The sequence below is a fragment of the Candidimonas humi genome, assembly GCF_019166065.1.
GTDB lineage: Bacteria > Pseudomonadota > Gammaproteobacteria > Burkholderiales > Burkholderiaceae_B > Candidimonas > Candidimonas humi.
Genome location: NZ_JAHTBN010000002.1, coordinates 164,258 through 179,755, shown reverse-complemented (window position 1 = coordinate 179,755; position 15,498 = coordinate 164,258). Strand labels below are relative to the sequence as shown.

Below are 15,498 nucleotides of genomic sequence, written 5' to 3'. Positions count from 1 at the left end.
GGGCCGGCGAAAATGGCGCTCGCCGTCTATGCCTGCGACCCGGCGCATACGCGCGGGCGCCTGCACGCCGAGGCGCCGCCGGCCGGCCGCAGCCAGTTCCAGCGCGACCGCGACCGTATCGTCCATTGCAATGCCTTCCGTTTGCTGGAATACAAGACGCAGGTCTTCATCAATCACGAGGGCGACCTGTTCCGCACGCGGCTCACGCACAGCATCGAGGTGGCACAGATCGCCCGCAGCCTGGCGCGCAACCTGGATCTGAACGAAGATCTCACCGAGGCCATTGCCCTGGCGCACGACCTGGGGCATACGCCCTTCGGCCATGCCGGGCAGGACGAGCTGAACAAATGCCTGCGCGAGCTGGCCCCCGAAGTCGGCGGCTTCGAGCACAATCTGCAGAGCCTGAGGGTGGTCGATGAGCTCGAAGAGCGCTACGCCGAGTTCAATGGCCTGAATCTGTGCTTCGAGACGCGCGAGGGCATACTCAAGCACTGCTCGGCGCGCCATGCGCGCCTGCTGGGCGACGTGGGCGCGCGTTTCCTGGACGGCACCCAGCCTTCGCTGGAGGCGCAGATCGCCAACCTGGCCGACGAGATCGCCTATAACAACCACGACATCGACGATGGGCTGCGCTCGGGGCTGATCGGCATCCAGCAACTGCAGATGCTGGAAATCTTCGCCACGCACCATGCGGCGGTGCTGCGTGCGTATCCGCGCGTCGACAGCCGCCGCGCGGTGTCCGAGACCATACGGGCCATGATCAATACGCTGGTGCTGGACCTGACCGAAACCACGCTGGCCAATATCGGGCGGCATGGGCCGGACAGCGTCGACGCCGTCCGGCGCTGCCCGCCCCTGGCCTCGTTCTCGGCGTCCATGCGCCGCCAGGCCGATGCGCTCAAGAGTTTCCTGATGGACAACCTGTATCGCCATTACCGCGTCATGCGCATGACGAACAAGGCGCGGCGCATCGTGCGCGAACTGTTCGTGGCCTTCCTGAACGAGCCGCGGCTACTGCCGCCCGATCATCGGCGCGATGGCGAGGTGGCGCAGGCACGCGCCATCGCCGACTACATTGCGGGCATGACGGATCGCTACGCCATCAGGGAACACGAGCAGTTGTTCCGTATGTAGACGCGCGCGCCGGCGCGCCGGCCCCCGTGGGCGCAGCCGTCCGGCCTATCAGCAAGGCGCTGATGGCCGAGACCACGCCCGCGAAGATCACGTACGCCACGATGTACCAGGGTTGCCCGTTGTTCGCCTTGAGCAGGGCCGTGGCGATCATGGGCGTGATCCCCGAGGCGAAGATGCCCGAGAACTGGTAGACGAACGAGATCCCCGTGTAGCGCACCTTGGTGTCGAACAGCTCGCAGAACAGCGCCGCCTCGGGGCCGTAGATCGAGGCGTAGAGTATGCCGAAGGGGATCACGATGGACAGCCATACCGCCATGATGTGGCCGGAATAATTGTGCATGATCCAGAACGCCGGCAGTGCCGAGAATCCGGTGATGAGCGAGCCCCAGAAGTAGGTGCGTACGCGGCCCACCTTGTCCGAGATGTGGCCGAACAGCGGGATGAAGAAGCACATCACCACTGCCGCCGCCATCACGCCGACCAGGGCCTCGGTACGGTTGATCTTCACCGTGTTGGCCAGGTAGGCGATTGCGAATACGGCGAAGACATTGAAGAAGACGCCGTCGATGTAGCGCGCGCCCATGCCCTTGAGGATATTGCCGGGGTAGCGCCTGAGCATGTCCATGAAGGGAACCCGGACCTCGGCATTGGCCGCCTTGATCTTGGCGAACTCGGGCGTTTCCTGCACCACCAGGCGTATGTAGATGCCGATTATCACCAGCAAGGCAGAGAGCCCGAACGCGATGCGCCAGCCCCAGGCGAGGAACGCCTCGTTGCTGAGCAGGCCGGAAAGCAGCGCCACCACGCCCGAGGCCAGGCACAGGCCGATCGACAGGCCGATCTGCGGTATCGAGGCATACAGGCCGTGGCGCCCCGGCTTGGCGTACTCATAGGTCATGAGCACCGAGCCGCCCCATTCCCCGCCCAGCCCCAGGCCCTGCACGATGCGGCACAGCAGCAGCAGGATGGGCGCCCAGATGCCGATCGAATCGTACGAGGGAATCAGGGCGATCAGGAATGTGGCCACGCCCATCAGTATCAGCGTGAAGATCAGCATGCTCTTGCGGCCTATGCGGTCTCCGAAGTGACCGAAGATGACGCCGCCCACCGGCCGCGCCACGAAGCCCACGGCGAAAGTGGCGTATGCCAGCAGCGTGCTGACCAGCGGATCGTGGCCGGGAAAGTACAGCTTGTTGAAGACGACGCCGGCGATGATGCCGTACAGGAAGAAGTCGTACCATTCGATCGTCGTTCCGACCAGCGACGAGGCGACGACCTTGCCGATGAGATGCCTGTGAGGGTCATCGCGTTGATTCGTAGTGTCCATGTATTTGTCCCCTATGCCTTTGGCAATGACTGCGATGTCGGGCTGGGCCCGGTTCGGCCAACCCCGCCGCGGCGCGGACGGGGCTGGAGTGAGTGCAGCGGCGGCGCGCCCTCGCGGGGCAGGGCCTTTCTTGTTTGTGCATGCCCGGCCGCAGACGCTGCGGCCGGGCCGGTATTCATGTATTCCGCCCGGTGGCGTCCTGCAGGATGAAATCCGCAGCGCGTTCCGCGACCATGACCACGGGCACATTGGTGTTGCCGGAAACCAGCGTAGGCATGATTGATGCGTCGACCACGCGCAGGCCGTCGATGCCGTGCACTTTCAGGCGGGCGTCGACGACCGCGCCGGGATCGGATGCCGGGCCCATCCTGGCGGTGCCCGATGGGTGGAAGATGGTCGCCCCGTATTCGCGGCAGAAATGCAGGATTTCGTCGTCGCTGCGCACGTCCGGGCCGGGCCGGTATTCGCGTTCCATCAGTTGGCTCAGCGGCGCGGCGGCGGCCAGCCTGCGCGCGTACTTCACGGCAGCTACCGCGGTGCGCCGATCCAGCTCGGCCGAGAGGTAATTGGGCTGCATGGACGGGGCCTCGAACGGGTCCGCCGAACGGATCCTGATCTCGCCGCGCGATTCGGGCCGCAATTGGCAGACGGAATACGTGCAGCCGGAAAACGGGTGGACGTCGCCGCCGGCCATGTCGGCCGATAGCGTGCCGAAATGGAATTGAATATCGGGCGTGGCGCTTTCCGGCATGGCGCGGCAGAACACCGCCCCCTGGTTGATGCCTATGGCCAGGGGGCCGCCTCGGAACAGCAGCCATTGCAAGCCGATGCGCGCCTGGCCCCAGAGGCTGCGCAACTGGTCATTGGTAGTGATGGGCTTGTTGACCTCGTAGATCAGGCGTATTTGCAGATGGTCCTGCAGGTTCTTGCCCACGCCGGACATGTCCTTGACCACGGGGATGCCGTGTTCGGCCAGCAGTTCGGCGGGCCCCAGGCCCGAGAGCTGCAGCAACTGCGGCGACTGGATCGCCCCGGCCGACAGGATCACTTCCCGATTGGCCGCCAGGGTGCGCTGCGTGCCGCCCTTGCGGTAGCGCACGCCGGTGGCGCGCTTGCCCTGCATGGTCACCGCCATGACCTGGGCGTCGGTCTCGATGCGCAGCTTGGGGCGCCCGCGGGCAGGGTCCAGGTACGCCACGGCGGTCGAGCAGCGTTTGCCGTTGCGAGTGGTGAGCTGGTAGTAGCCCACGCCTTCCAGGTCGCCGGTGTTGAAGTCCTGCAGCCTGCGCAGGCCCAGCGTATCGCCGGCGCGGATCAGCGCCTCGACCAGCGGGTGCGGGGTCTTGATGGACGAGGCGTTCAAGGGCCCTTGCGTGCCGCGGGTGGGGCCGGGGCCCAGGTCATTGTTTTCCAGCTTGCGAAAGTACGGCAGGCAGTCGTCCCAGCCCCAGCCGGGGTTGCCCTGCCCGGCCCAGCGATCGTAGTCCTGCTTCTGGCCGCGGATATAGATCAGGCCGTTGATCGAGCTGGAGCCGCCCAGCGTGCGGCCGCGCGGCCAATAGATCTTGCGCCCCAGCATATTGGGGTCCGGATCCGTATAGAAGCCCCAGTTCAGCGTCTTGTGGAACATCGTCTTGCCGTAGCCGATGGGGATGTGGATCCAGATATTGCGGTCCGGCGGCCCGGCCTCCAGGAGGCACACGGAATATTTGCCGTTCTCGCTGAGGCGATTTGCCAGGACGCAGCCGGCCGATCCGCCGCCGACGATGATGTAGTCCACCTTGTCCGCCATGATGTCTCCTGCCTACGCGCCCGGGCGCGGCCGGGAACCTGGCAGCCGCGCGCGATATCTCTCTATGTGTATTTATTGGAACTATTCATCTCATGTTTATTGATTTTTGAGTGGGCCACAAGCTAGAATCTGCGGGAATTTCACTGGCGGAACAGAAAGTTTCGCCAGTGTTTCATTAGTGGAGGATTGCGGCCGCCCACATGCCCGCCGGGCATGCGGCCCACTCCTTTTCCAGGGCTTTTTTGCGGTCTTGCGGCATCTCTTCCGGAGCGCGGACAGGTCTTGGTGCGAGCGAACAGGCACAGTCACGCCATGTCCAACCCGGTCAGCCGCTATCTGCGGGTTCCCTATCTGCTGGAGCAACTGGCGTGCGCGCAGCATCCCCAGACCCTGGCGCAGCTTGCGCAGCGGCTGGACCTGCCCAAGACCACCCTGATGCGCACGCTGCAGTCGCTGGTGGAGTCGGGCCTGGTGGTCCAAGCGCCCAATGAACGGGGCTACGTGCTGGGGCCGCGCGCCACCCAGCTCGCCCTGGCCACCTTGCGCACGCCGCATTTCTCGCGCTCTTCGCGTGCCATACTCATGCAACTGGTGCGGGAGCTGGGCGAGACCTGCAACCTGACCGCCCTGGAGGGCGACGAGATCCGCTACCTGGAACGCGTCGAGACTTCGCAGTTGCTGCGCCTGAAAATGGACGTGGGTATCCATGTGCCGTTGCATTGCACGGCCAGCGGCAAGCTGATGCTGGCCAGCATGGAGCCGGCGCACCGCGCCCAGGTGCTGGACCGCATCCGGCTCGAGCGCCACACGCCGCGCACGCTGACCGGTCGCGCCCAGCTCGAGGCCGAACTCGACGGCATCCGCCGGCGCGGCCTGGGCATGGATCGCGAGGAATTCGTGCTGGGCATGGTGGCCGTGGCCGTGCCGGTGCTGGACGCCCGGGGCAGGGTCATCGCCGCGGTGGCCTGCCACGGCCCCACGGCACGTACGTCCATGGATTTCCTGCTGGAATCGGTGCCGGTACTGAAGCAGGCGGCCATCGACATGGGCCGCGCCCTGGGGGATGAGACGGTGCTGTGGTAGGCCGCAAGTGGTGCCGGCCGGGCGGCCGGTGTCAGGCCACGGGCGCCGCGTCCAGGATGGCCTTCAGGTAGTGCCCCGTGTGGCTGGCGGGATTGGCGGCGATGTCTTCGGGCGTGCCCTGCGCCACGATGCGTCCGCCGCCGTCGCCGCCTTCCGGCCCCATGTCCACCACCCAGTCGGCCGTCTTGATGACGTCCAGGTTGTGCTCGATGATGACCACGGTGTTGCCGGCGTCCACCAGCCGGCGCAGCACGTCCAGCAGCATGGCGATATCGTGGAAGTGCAGCCCGGTAGTGGGCTCGTCCAGGATATACAGGGTGCGTCCGGTGCTGCGCTTGGACAGTTCCTGCGACAGTTTGACGCGCTGCGCCTCGCCACCGGACAGCGTGGTGGCGCTCTGGCCCAGGCGCACATAGGACAGGCCCACGTCCATCAGGGTATTGAGCTTGCGCGCCACGGTGGGCACGGCCTCGAAGTACTGCAGCGCCTGTTCCACGGTCATGTCCAGCACTTCGCTGATGGTGCGCCCGCGGTAGCGGATTTCCAGGGTCTCGCGGTTGTAGCGCCGGCCGCCGCAGACATCGCAGGGCACGTACATGTCGGGCAGGAAGTGCATCTCGACCTTGACTACGCCGTCGCCCTGGCAGGCCTCGCAGCGCCCGCCCTTGACGTTGAACGAGAAGCGTCCGGGGTCGTAGCCGCGGGTGCGCGACTCGGGCACGCCGGCGAACAGCTCGCGGATCGGCGTGAACATGCCGGTATAGGTGGCCGGGTTACTGCGCGGCGTGCGCCCTATGGGGCTCTGGTCGACGTTGATGATCTTGTCGTAGTGCGACAGGCCTTCCAGCGATTCGTAGGGTGCCGGTTCGGCCTGGGCCCGGTGCAACTGGCGGGCGACTGCGGCGACCAGCGTGTCGTTGATCAGCGTCGACTTGCCCGAACCCGAGACGCCGGTGATGCACACCAGGCGCCCGGCAGGCAGCGCCAGGTCGACCGACTTGAGGTTGTTGCCGGTGCAGCCCTTCAGCCGCAGCCACGGCAGCTCGTCATTCACAGGGCGGCGCGCCGGTACGCCGATGCGCCGCGCGCCGCTCAGATACTGGCCGGTGAGCGATTCGGGATTCTCGATCAGCGCCTGCGGCGTGCCGCTGGCGACCACGCAGCCGCCATGCTCGCCGGCGCCGGGACCCATGTCGAGCACGAAATCGGCCGAACGGATCATGTCCTCGTCGTGCTCGACCACGATGACGCTATTGCCCAGGTCGCGCAGGTGGCGCAGGGTGTCGATCAGGCGGTCGTTGTCGCGCTGGTGCAGCCCGATGGACGGTTCGTCCAGCACGTACATCACGCCGGTCAGCCCCGAGCCGATCTGGCTGGCCAGCCGGATGCGCTGGGCCTCGCCGCCGGAAATCGTGTCGGCGCTGCGGTCCAGCGACAAGTAGCTCAGGCCCACGTTGTTCAGGAATTCCAGGCGCGCCTTGATCTCGCGCACGATGCGCTCGGCGATTTCTTTCTTGGCGCCGCTCAGTTCCAGGGCCTCGAACCAGTCCAGGCAGGCCGACAGCGGCATGGCCTCGACCTCGAAGATGGCGCGGCCGCGCCGTTCGCCGGCGCCGGGCTCGTCGCCGATCAGCACATTGCGCGCCTCGGGGCGCAGGCGCGAGCCGCCGCAGGCCGGGCACGTCTTGACGTGGCGCAGCTTGCCGAGCTCTTCGCGCACCGCATTGGAGTCGGTTTCGCGCCAGCGCCGTTCCAGGTTGGGGATGATCCCCTCGAAGACGTGCTTCTTGATCGTGGAGCGGCCCTTCTCGTTCAGGTACAGGAAGGGGATTTCTTCCTTGCCGGAGCCGTACAGCACATGCTGCTGCACTTCTGGCGCCAGGTCTTCGAAGGGGGTGTCGATATCGAAGCCGTAATGCGCCGCCAGGCTGGTGAGCAGCGTGTGGGTGAAGGCGTTGCGGCGGTCCCAGCCGTGGATCGCGCCGCTCGCCAGGCTCAGTTCGGGAAAAGCCACCACCCGCTTGGGGTCGAAGAATTCCACGTGCCCCAGGCCGTCGCAGGTGGGGCACGCCCCTACCGGATTATTGAAGCTGAACAGGCGCGGTTCCAGCTCGGTGAGGCTGCGGTGGCACAGCGGACAGGCGTAGCGGCTGGAGAAGGCCTGCTCTTCGCCGGTATCCATGTTCAGCGCCACCGCGCGGCCTTCGGCCAGGCCCAGGGCGGTTTCGAAGCTTTCGGCCAGGCGCTGCTGGCTTTCGGGGCGCACGCGCAGGCGGTCTATGACCACATCGATGTCGTGCTTTTCGGTTTTCTTCAAGGGCCCGAGCTGGTCCAGGGCCATCATTTCGCCGTCGACCCGCACGCGCACATAGCCCTGCGACTGCAGTTCCGCGCACTGTTCCTCGAAGCTGCCCTTGCGCGAACGCGCCAGCGGCGCCAGGATGGCCAGGCGTGTATCGGGAGCCCAGGCCAGCACCTTGTCCACCATCTGGCTGACGTTCTGGGCCTGCAGCGGCAGGCCGTGTTCGGGACAATAGGGCGTGCCCACACGCGCATACAGCAGGCGCAGGTAGTCGTGGATTTCGGTAATCGTGCCCACCGTCGAGCGCGGGTTGTGCCCCGCCGACTTCTGCTCGATGGAGATCGCCGGCGACAGCCCCTCTATCAGGTCCACGTCGGGCTTGTCCATCAATTGCAGGAACTGGCGCGCGTAGGCCGACAGGCTCTCGACATAGCGCCGCTGCCCCTCTGCGTACAGCGTGTCGAAGGCAAGCGAAGACTTGCCGGAGCCCGACAAGCCCGTCACCACCACCAGCTTGCGCCGCGGCAGGTCGACGGAGATATTTTTCAGGTTGTGCGTGCGGGCACCACGGATGCGAATCGCGTCCATCAATCTTTCAGGTAATCCAAAGGCTAACTTGTTACTATAGCGCGCAGGCCCGATCTTTGCTCCCGGCCCTGTCGACCCCCAGGCCAGCCCCTGGCAGGGGAACCCGATCACGGGCGGCAGGTCTGATCCCGAAGGCGCCTGTATCGGTATGCAATGACAAGACACAGGCGTTGCTTCGCCTTGCCGTACTGCTTGTGCCGTATGCGGCCTACGGCCGCGCGCAGGGCCTCCTTGTATTGCAATCCCGTACGTAACGGACCGCAGGCCCGCGCCGTACCTCTCGTTTTCAGAAAGAGTCCCCCTTTATGACTCACCATACCGCCCATCCCGGACGATCCGAACGCGCCCGCCTCAAGCTCACGCCCACCGAGCGGCGCGCCAGCGTCATGCTGGCCCTGCTGTTCGCCTGCCGCATGCTAGGCCTGTTCCTGCTGACCCCGGTATTCGCCGTGGCGGCCCATACCATTCCCGGCGGCAACGATGCCGCCCGGGTCGGCCTGGCGCTGGGCGCCTATGGCCTGACCCAGGCTTTCCTGCAGGTGCCCCTGGGCATGGCCTCCGACCGCTACGGCCGCCGCCCCGTGATCGCCGCGGGCATGCTGCTGTTCATCGTCGGCGGGGTGATGTGCGCCCTGGCCCCGAATATCGACTGGATCATCGCCGGCCGCGTGGTCCAAGGCCTGGGGGCGATCTCGGCCGCCATCACCGCCTGGGTGGCCGACGCCACCCGCCCCGAAGTGCGTACGCGCGCCATGGCCATGGTGGGCGGCTCCATCGGCATATCCTTTGCCGCCTCCCTGGTGCTTTCGCCCTTGCTGGTGGGCGAATTCGGCTTGTCCGGGTTGTTCTGGGCCATCAGCCTGCTGGGCTTCGTCTGCCTGATGATCGCCTGCTTCGTCGTGCCGGCCGTGCCCCAGATCAAGTCGCCCATCGTGCAGGCGCGCCCGCGCGACGTGCTGCGCCACGCCGACCTGCTGCGCCTGAATTTCGGCGTGTTCTGCCTGCACTTCGTGCTGATGTCCATCTTCGTGGTGGCGCCCGGGCTGCTGGCCCGCCTGGGCGGCTACGACTCGGCGCATTTGTGGGAAGTCTATCTGCCGGTCATCCTGATGTCGTTCGTGCTGATGGTGCCGGCGGTGTTCTACGCCGAGACCCGGCATGCGCACAAGCTGGCGCTGGAAGTCTCCGTGGCCGGCCTGGCGGTGGTGCTGGCCCTGATGCCGCTGGCCAGCCACATGTTCCTGACCCTGGTGGTGATGTTCATCGGCTTTTTCATCGCCTTCAACATCCTGGAGGCGCTGCAGCCTTCCCTGGTTTCGCGCGTGGCGCCGCCCGAATTCAAGGGCTTGGCCCTGGGCTTCTACAACACCGCCCAGGCGCTGGGCGTGTTTGCCGGCGCGGCCATCGGCGGGCTCATGGCGTCCTTCGGCGACGCTTCGAAGGTGTTCCTGGTCGGCGCGGCCCTGAGCTTCGTCTGGTTCCTCGTCGCCCGGGGCTTCAAGTCGCATTCCTCGCATGGCTGAAGCGGGAGCGGCGGAAGCGGGACGGCTGAAAGTGTGCGGTTGAAACGGGACGACTGAAACGGCGGGCGGCGGAATATCCTGGGGTTCGCTACTCGCTAGGATTTGGGCGGCGGCCCGGCCCGCGCCGCCCATCGCGTCTGCCTCGCGGCGCAGCCGCGGCGAATGTCCCGAACCGTGGCTGCCCGCCGCTCGTGCGCCGGTCGCGCAGGCCGCCAGGCTCGGATCGTCCATCCGGACTACCACTTGTAGCGTTAGCCGCCCTATCGGATCGCCCCGATTTCGTCGATAATAGACCCTATACGAAACTATTTACGGTAGAGATACGCCATGGCATCGGTCAACAAAGTCATCATCGTCGGCAACCTGGGGCGCGACCCCGAAGTCCGCTACAGCCCCGACGGCGCGGCAATCTGCAACGTGTCCATTGCCACCACATCGCAATGGAAAGACAAGGCCACCGGCGAGCGTCGGGAAGAAACCGAATGGCACCGGGTCGTGTTCTATAACCGCCTGGCGGAAATCGCCGGCGAATACCTCAAGAAGGGCCGCTCGGTCTACGTAGAAGGCCGCCTCAAGACCCGCAAGTGGCAAGACAAGGAAACCGGCGCCGACCGCTACAGCACCGACATCGTCGCCGACCAGATGCAAATGCTCGGCAGCCGCGAAGGCGAAGGCATGGGTTCGTCGGGCGGCGGCGGCTTCAGCAATTCCGCTCCTCCGCCCCAGCAGCAACGCGCCCCGCGTCCAGCCCAGTCCCAAGGCCAGCGTCCGGCCGCGCCGCAGTCTGCCCCGGCCAACCTGGCCGACATGGATGACGATATTCCGTTCTAGAATCTGGACGCACGCTTGGATGTAGGGCGGCTATTGGATATAGCGGAGCCAGTTCGAGAAGCCGCCTGTGACCGCAACTTGTGCGTCGCCCGTGCCCGGCGCTTGCGTGCCCAGATCACCAGACCGGTCATGCTCAGCGTCGCAACAAAAATCCCCATGAGCGACATCAGCACACGCCCCGGCGTGCCCAGCAGCCGGCCGGAGTGTAGCGGCAACTGCGCCTGCATGAAGATGTCGCCCCCGGTGCCGTGACCCGGCACCTTTGCGCCGACGATCGCACCCGTATCCCCGTCCAGGTAGAGAACTTCATTCCCCATGCCGTCGTCGTCCCGGTCGTCTTCCGGCGTGAAGAACGCCACGCCATAGATGCCGAAGCGCTGGGCGTAGAAGATGGATCCAGCGGGAGTGGTCCAGCCGCGGTGGCGGCCCTCGGCCTCGGCTGCTGCGATGGCCTGCTCTCGGTCTAGCAGCGGTTCGGCCAGTTCCCGCTCGCGACTGCCTTGGCGCGACTGGAATGGCGAGGGCGTCAGGGGCGAGAAAACCGACACTAGCGGCCGCATCACTTGCGTTCCCAGGTTCAGCGACACCGAGGTCACGGCCAGCATCAGCAGCAGGCTCCACACCCACACGCCGCCGGAGCGGTGGACATCGAAATTGAGCTTGGCGCCGCCATGGCGCAGCCGGAATCTCAGCGACTTGCGCCAGGTGCGCGCACTGGGAAACGAGATATACAGCGCCAGAAAGCAGTCGATAATCCAGACCGCCGACACCATTCCCATTAGCCACACTCCGAAGTCGATTCCCCAGCCCCTGGGAATATGCATGGTGTAGTGCAGTTTGTAGAGGAAGGGCAGCAGGTTCTCGCGCGACAGCGATATCTGGCCCCACTGCCGCCGCCCCTGGACTAGGCCGGTGGCCGGGTCCATAGCCAGTTGGTTGAAGCCCAGAGGGTAAGGTGCGCCGGTGGCGGGGTCGATGCGTGCGGCGACACCCAGCATCGCCGTATGGCCGGGCTCCAGCGTCAGCGGCAGGAAGCTGACCCGCAGGCGCGGATCGTCCGCTTCGGCCCGGCGCGCCAACTCCAGCGGTGGAAGCGGGCTGTCCGTCGCACCGGAGGCGGCCAGGAACAACTGCGGATTGACCCACTCGTCGAGTTCGTGATCCCAGGCGATCACCGCCCCGGTCAGGCCGGCGATGAACAGGAAGCCGGCGATGAACAGGCCGCACCAGCGGTGCAGCGCCACCAGCGCGCCGCGCATGCCGCCGCGCATCAGAACTGGTAGCGCGCCGACAGCATCACGTTGCGCGGTTCGCCATAGACGTTGCTCGGGAAGCTCACGCTGCCGGACAGCGCGTTGTAGTACTTCCTGTCGAAGACGTTATTGATGTTGAGCTGTACGTCCAGTTTCGGTGTCGCCTGCCAGCCCGCCACCAGATCGACCACGGTGTAGGCGCCTTGGGTGATGCGGAAGGGCACGCCGCTCGTGGTGCCCTCGTTGTAGATGGAGTCCTGGTAGTAGACCGAGCCGCCGATGCGCCAGCCCTGCAGGGCACCGGGCAGGCGGTACATGGTCGACAGCTTGAACAGATGCCTTGGTGTGTCGGTGTCGAAGAGCGCGCCCACATTGCTGGCGTTCGAATCCTTGCGGTAGCGCGCGATGGCCACCGTATAGCCGGCACTCAGCTGCCAGTTGGGCGTGATGGCGCCCTGCACCTCAAACTCTATCCCCTGGCTGCGCACTTCGCCGGCGGCCGAATAGCAGGTGACGGTCGGGTAGCCGGCGCACTGGGTCTGGTCGGTGCTGCGGAAGGCACGGTTTTCCTGATCCATGCGGAACACTGTTGCTGAGGCGTTCAGCGCACCATTGAAGTATTCACCCTTGATACCGATTTCGTAGTTGCGGCCCACCACTGGATCCAGCAGCTTGTTGCTGGCATCCAGGTAGTTCTGGGGCTTGAAGATGTCGGTGTAGCTGGCATAGAGCGAGTGTTGGTCGTTCAGGTCGTAGATCAGGCCGGCGTACCGTGTCAGTTGGCTGTTGACGCTATAGCGGTTATGCGCACTGACGGATGGCGTGTTGGAGGTGAAGTTCGGATAGGTGTTGACGGTGTCGTTGTAGTCGAACCAGTCCAGTCGCCCGCCCAGTATCAGCTTCAGCCGGTCGGCCAAATTCAGGCGTGTCGTGGCGTACACGCTTTGCTGGGTGATCCAGGCGTCCATCCAGTCCCGTAGCGGGATGTTGGGATTGGCGACAGCGCTCGGGTCGAAGTTATAGAGGTCGAGGTTGCTGTTGAGAACCACGCCTTGGCGGCTGTGGCCGTCGAAATCGATGTTACGGTAGCTGGTGCCCAGTACCAGCTCATGCTTGCGGCCCAGCAACTCGAAGGGGCCGCTGGCATACAGGTCCACGCTGCTCTGTTTTTCCTGGTGGGCGTTGCGTGCACCCAATTGGCTGTATTTGCCGGTAGTGATGTTGTAGTTGATGTAATGGCCCAGCATGTCCACATCCGCTTGTGCGTAATAGGCCGAAAGGTGCATGCGCCAGCCGTTGTCGAATCGGTGGTCGAGCCCCAGGAAGGCGGAGTTGGTGGTCTTGTTCCAATGCTCCCAGTCATTGGCGTAGGACGTGGACCGAGGCAGTCCCAGATCGCTGCCATCGCGGGCCACAGGAAGGCCGGTGAAGCCGTTGCCGTGCAGCCGATTCTCTTCATGCAGCGCGCTGAACGTGAGCTTGGTGGAGGCATTCAGATCCTTCTCCAGGATCCCGTAGAAAGTCTGGCCCTTGCTGCTTTCGCCGCGCTTGTAGCTTCCGTAGTCCTGAGTGGCGATCACCGCGCGACCGCGCAGACTGCCGTCCTCCGACAATGGACCAGAGGCGTCCAACTCCGCTCTATAGCGGTCCCAACTGCCGGCGCTCACGCCGGCGGACACTTGCGGCACATCGGTAGGCCGCTTGCGCACCAGGTTGATGGCGGCCGACGGGTTGCCTGCGCCCTGCATCAGTCCGGTGGCGCCACGCACGATCTCCACGCGGTCGTAGATAGCCATGTCGGTGGTCAGCAAATCCTGTGACAGATTAGAGCTGTCCAGGCTCACGGGCAGGCCGTCGTACATGATGTTGTCCACATACATGCCGCGTGAATAGAAGGAGGCGCGCTCTGGCCCGAAACGTCGGAAGGTCAAGCCGGGAGCGGCCTGCACCACGTCGTTGACCGTCGCCAAGCCCTGGTCCTGGATGCGTTGCCGGGTGATGACAGTGACCGCCTGCGGCGTGTCGCGCATGGACAAATTGAGCCGAGTGGCCGTGCTCATGCTGCCGGTGGTGTACGAGTGCGTGCCTTCGGTAGTGCTGTCGGGCGTGGTTGTGCCGGTCACAGTGATCGGGGATAGCGTGGTGGCGTCGGACGCCGCGGGTGAGTGCGTGTTGTCGATACGCAGCACGAACGCGCCATTGTCCAGCAGCACGGCCCGAAGGCCGGTACCGGCGAGCAATAGCGCCAACGCGCCGGTGGCTGAATGTCGGCCATTCACACCGGCTGTGTGTTTGCCCTCGGTTTGCTCGGCGGTGAAGGTCAACATGATGCCAGCCGTGCTGGCTAACTGACGCAACGCTGGAGCCAGCGGCCCGGCGGCAATCCTGAAGTCGGCCACAGCGGTCCCGGTAGCAGCGGCGGCGCCTTGAGCACGCACGGGCGCCGGTGCGCCGACCGCGAGGGCGACGATCAGCGCCAGGGAAGCAAGTGCAATAGGGGATGGATGTGGGTGTCCCGAATCTTGGGTACGGCGCGGGTTCGGCATGTTCTTCCTCTTGACTGGACCCCCGAAAATTTAGGTCCCTCATAAGGTAGGTGCCGCGAAAACGCCAATCGGGCAGTCGATGCGAAAAAATTTTTTCCGCAGCCTTAATCGACTGGTACGACCGTCACCCAGTAACGGGTGCGCCACTGCAAGCGTACCGGCAGTACGCTGGGCAGCGTGTCCAGAATTCGGTCGGTGTCGGCCAAGGGGAAGACGCCTGAAAGGCGCAGCCCCGCGATCCGCGGATCGACGCGCAGCAGGCCAGGCCGGTAGCGACCCAATTCGGCCAGGAAGTCGCCCAGCCGCTGTTCGTCAGCCACCAACTGACCCCGCGCCCACGCATCCGCGTTCTCATCGACCAAGTGCGGCGCTTCGACCGCGTCGCGGCTGAACTGGGTCTGCTCGCCGGCGTGCAGCAGACGTGCACTGCCGAATCCAGCCAAGGGACGGATTTCCACTGCGCTCTCTAGAACCGCCACACTGGTCCGTCCGGTGCGCTGTCGTACGGTGAACCGGGTACCCAGCGAGCGGACGCTGCCTTCGGCGGTCTCCACCAGCAGCGGCCGCGGATCGGGCTGCCCCGGCCCATGGCGAGTGGCGATCATGATCTCGCCCGCCACCAGCAGGATGTTGCGCTGGTTCGCATCGAAGCGCAGATTGACTGCGCTGTCCGTGTTGAGAGTCAGCCGGGTGCCGTCATCCAGTGTGAAGTTGCGTTGCTCACCGGTGCTGCTGCGGCAGTCGGCCATGCTGGCCTGCCAAATGTTGGTGCGAGAAGCGAGGAGCCCGGCGCCGGTGGCCAGGCCGCCCCACAGTAGCATTCGGGAGGCCCGTCGGCGGGCGGCGGAGGACGGCCGGTCGCTCGCGCCGTAGGACGATAGGGCCGCGTACGCCGGAGCGCTCTCCAATGATTTCATCCGGCCGGTGACGGACTCGACATGCTGCCAAGCGGCTTCATGGTCGACATGTGCCTGGCGCCATTGGCGCCATTGACGTTGCTGCTCATTGCTAGCCTCTCCGGACATCAGCAGGGTGAGCCAGTCCGCAGCAGCATCCGCGGTGGCCCGGCTGATGACCCGACCGCTGGGCAGGGTCAGCGTATCTTTATGGGGAGCCATG

General features: G+C 65.3%; 10 protein-coding genes. 4 read left to right on the top strand and 6 right to left on the bottom strand.

What is annotated here, in order from left to right:
• Positions 1–12: 12 nt before the first annotated feature.
• On the top strand, positions 13–1,134 hold the full coding sequence (locus KVP10_RS04240; RefSeq protein ID WP_217963235.1) for a deoxyguanosinetriphosphate triphosphohydrolase: 1,122 nt from the start codon (positions 13–15) through the stop codon (positions 1,132–1,134).
• Here KVP10_RS04240 and KVP10_RS04235 read toward each other — a convergent pair.
• Together KVP10_RS04235 and KVP10_RS04230 are read right to left on the bottom strand one after the other, a co-directional pair.
• Positions 1,103–2,461 carry an MFS transporter gene (locus KVP10_RS04235; protein WP_217963234.1) on the bottom strand — a complete coding sequence of 453 codons (1,359 nt, stop codon included), beginning with the start codon at positions 2,459–2,461 and terminating at the stop codon, positions 1,103–1,105. The genes KVP10_RS04240 and KVP10_RS04235 overlap by 32 nt on opposite strands.
• A 175-nt stretch (positions 2,462–2,636) precedes the next feature.
• Positions 2,637–4,253: a GMC family oxidoreductase gene (locus tag KVP10_RS04230; protein WP_217963233.1), complete on the bottom strand. Its 1,617-nt coding sequence runs from the start codon at positions 4,251–4,253 to the stop codon at positions 2,637–2,639.
• A gap of 312 nt (positions 4,254–4,565) precedes the next feature.
• Here KVP10_RS04230 and KVP10_RS04225 point away from each other — a divergent pair, with 312 nt between their 5' ends.
• The gene (locus tag KVP10_RS04225; protein WP_217963232.1) at positions 4,566–5,336 is read left to right on the top strand and encodes an IclR family transcriptional regulator; all 771 of its coding nucleotides are present in this window, start codon (positions 4,566–4,568) and stop codon (positions 5,334–5,336) included.
• Positions 5,337–5,367: 31 nt separating this feature from the next.
• Here the strand turns inward: KVP10_RS04225 and uvrA are convergent, their stop codons facing one another.
• Positions 5,368–8,226 carry an excinuclease ABC subunit UvrA gene (gene uvrA / locus KVP10_RS04220; RefSeq protein WP_217963231.1) on the bottom strand — a complete coding sequence of 953 codons (2,859 nt, stop codon included), beginning with the start codon at positions 8,224–8,226 and terminating at the stop codon, positions 5,368–5,370.
• Between the two features lie 305 nt (positions 8,227–8,531).
• Here uvrA and KVP10_RS04215 point away from each other — a divergent pair, with 305 nt between their 5' ends.
• Positions 8,532–9,749, top strand: a complete 1,218-nt coding sequence (locus tag KVP10_RS04215; RefSeq protein WP_217963230.1) for an MFS transporter — start codon at positions 8,532–8,534, stop codon at positions 9,747–9,749.
• A gap of 327 nt (positions 9,750–10,076) precedes the next feature.
• Entirely contained in the window at positions 10,077–10,580 is a 504-nt protein-coding gene (ssb, locus tag KVP10_RS04210; protein WP_217963229.1) for a single-stranded DNA-binding protein, read from the top strand.
• On the opposite strand, the gene KVP10_RS04205 is transcribed toward ssb, so the two are convergent.
• From KVP10_RS04205 to KVP10_RS04195, 3 genes are all read right to left on the bottom strand, one after another.
• Positions 10,577–11,839 carry a PepSY-associated TM helix domain-containing protein gene (locus KVP10_RS04205; protein WP_376810952.1) on the bottom strand — a complete coding sequence of 421 codons (1,263 nt, stop codon included), beginning with the start codon at positions 11,837–11,839 and terminating at the stop codon, positions 10,577–10,579. The two genes, ssb and KVP10_RS04205, sit on opposite strands and share 4 nt — an antisense overlap.
• Positions 11,840–11,850: 11 nt before the next feature.
• Positions 11,851–14,160 carry a TonB-dependent siderophore receptor gene (locus tag KVP10_RS04200; protein ID WP_246600327.1) on the bottom strand — a complete coding sequence of 770 codons (2,310 nt, stop codon included), beginning with the start codon at positions 14,158–14,160 and terminating at the stop codon, positions 11,851–11,853.
• A gap of 323 nt (positions 14,161–14,483) precedes the next feature.
• A complete protein-coding gene (locus tag KVP10_RS04195) occupies positions 14,484–15,497 on the bottom strand; it encodes a FecR domain-containing protein (protein ID WP_217963226.1) in 1,014 nt (337 codons plus the stop codon).
• Position 15,498 lies beyond the last annotated feature (1 nt).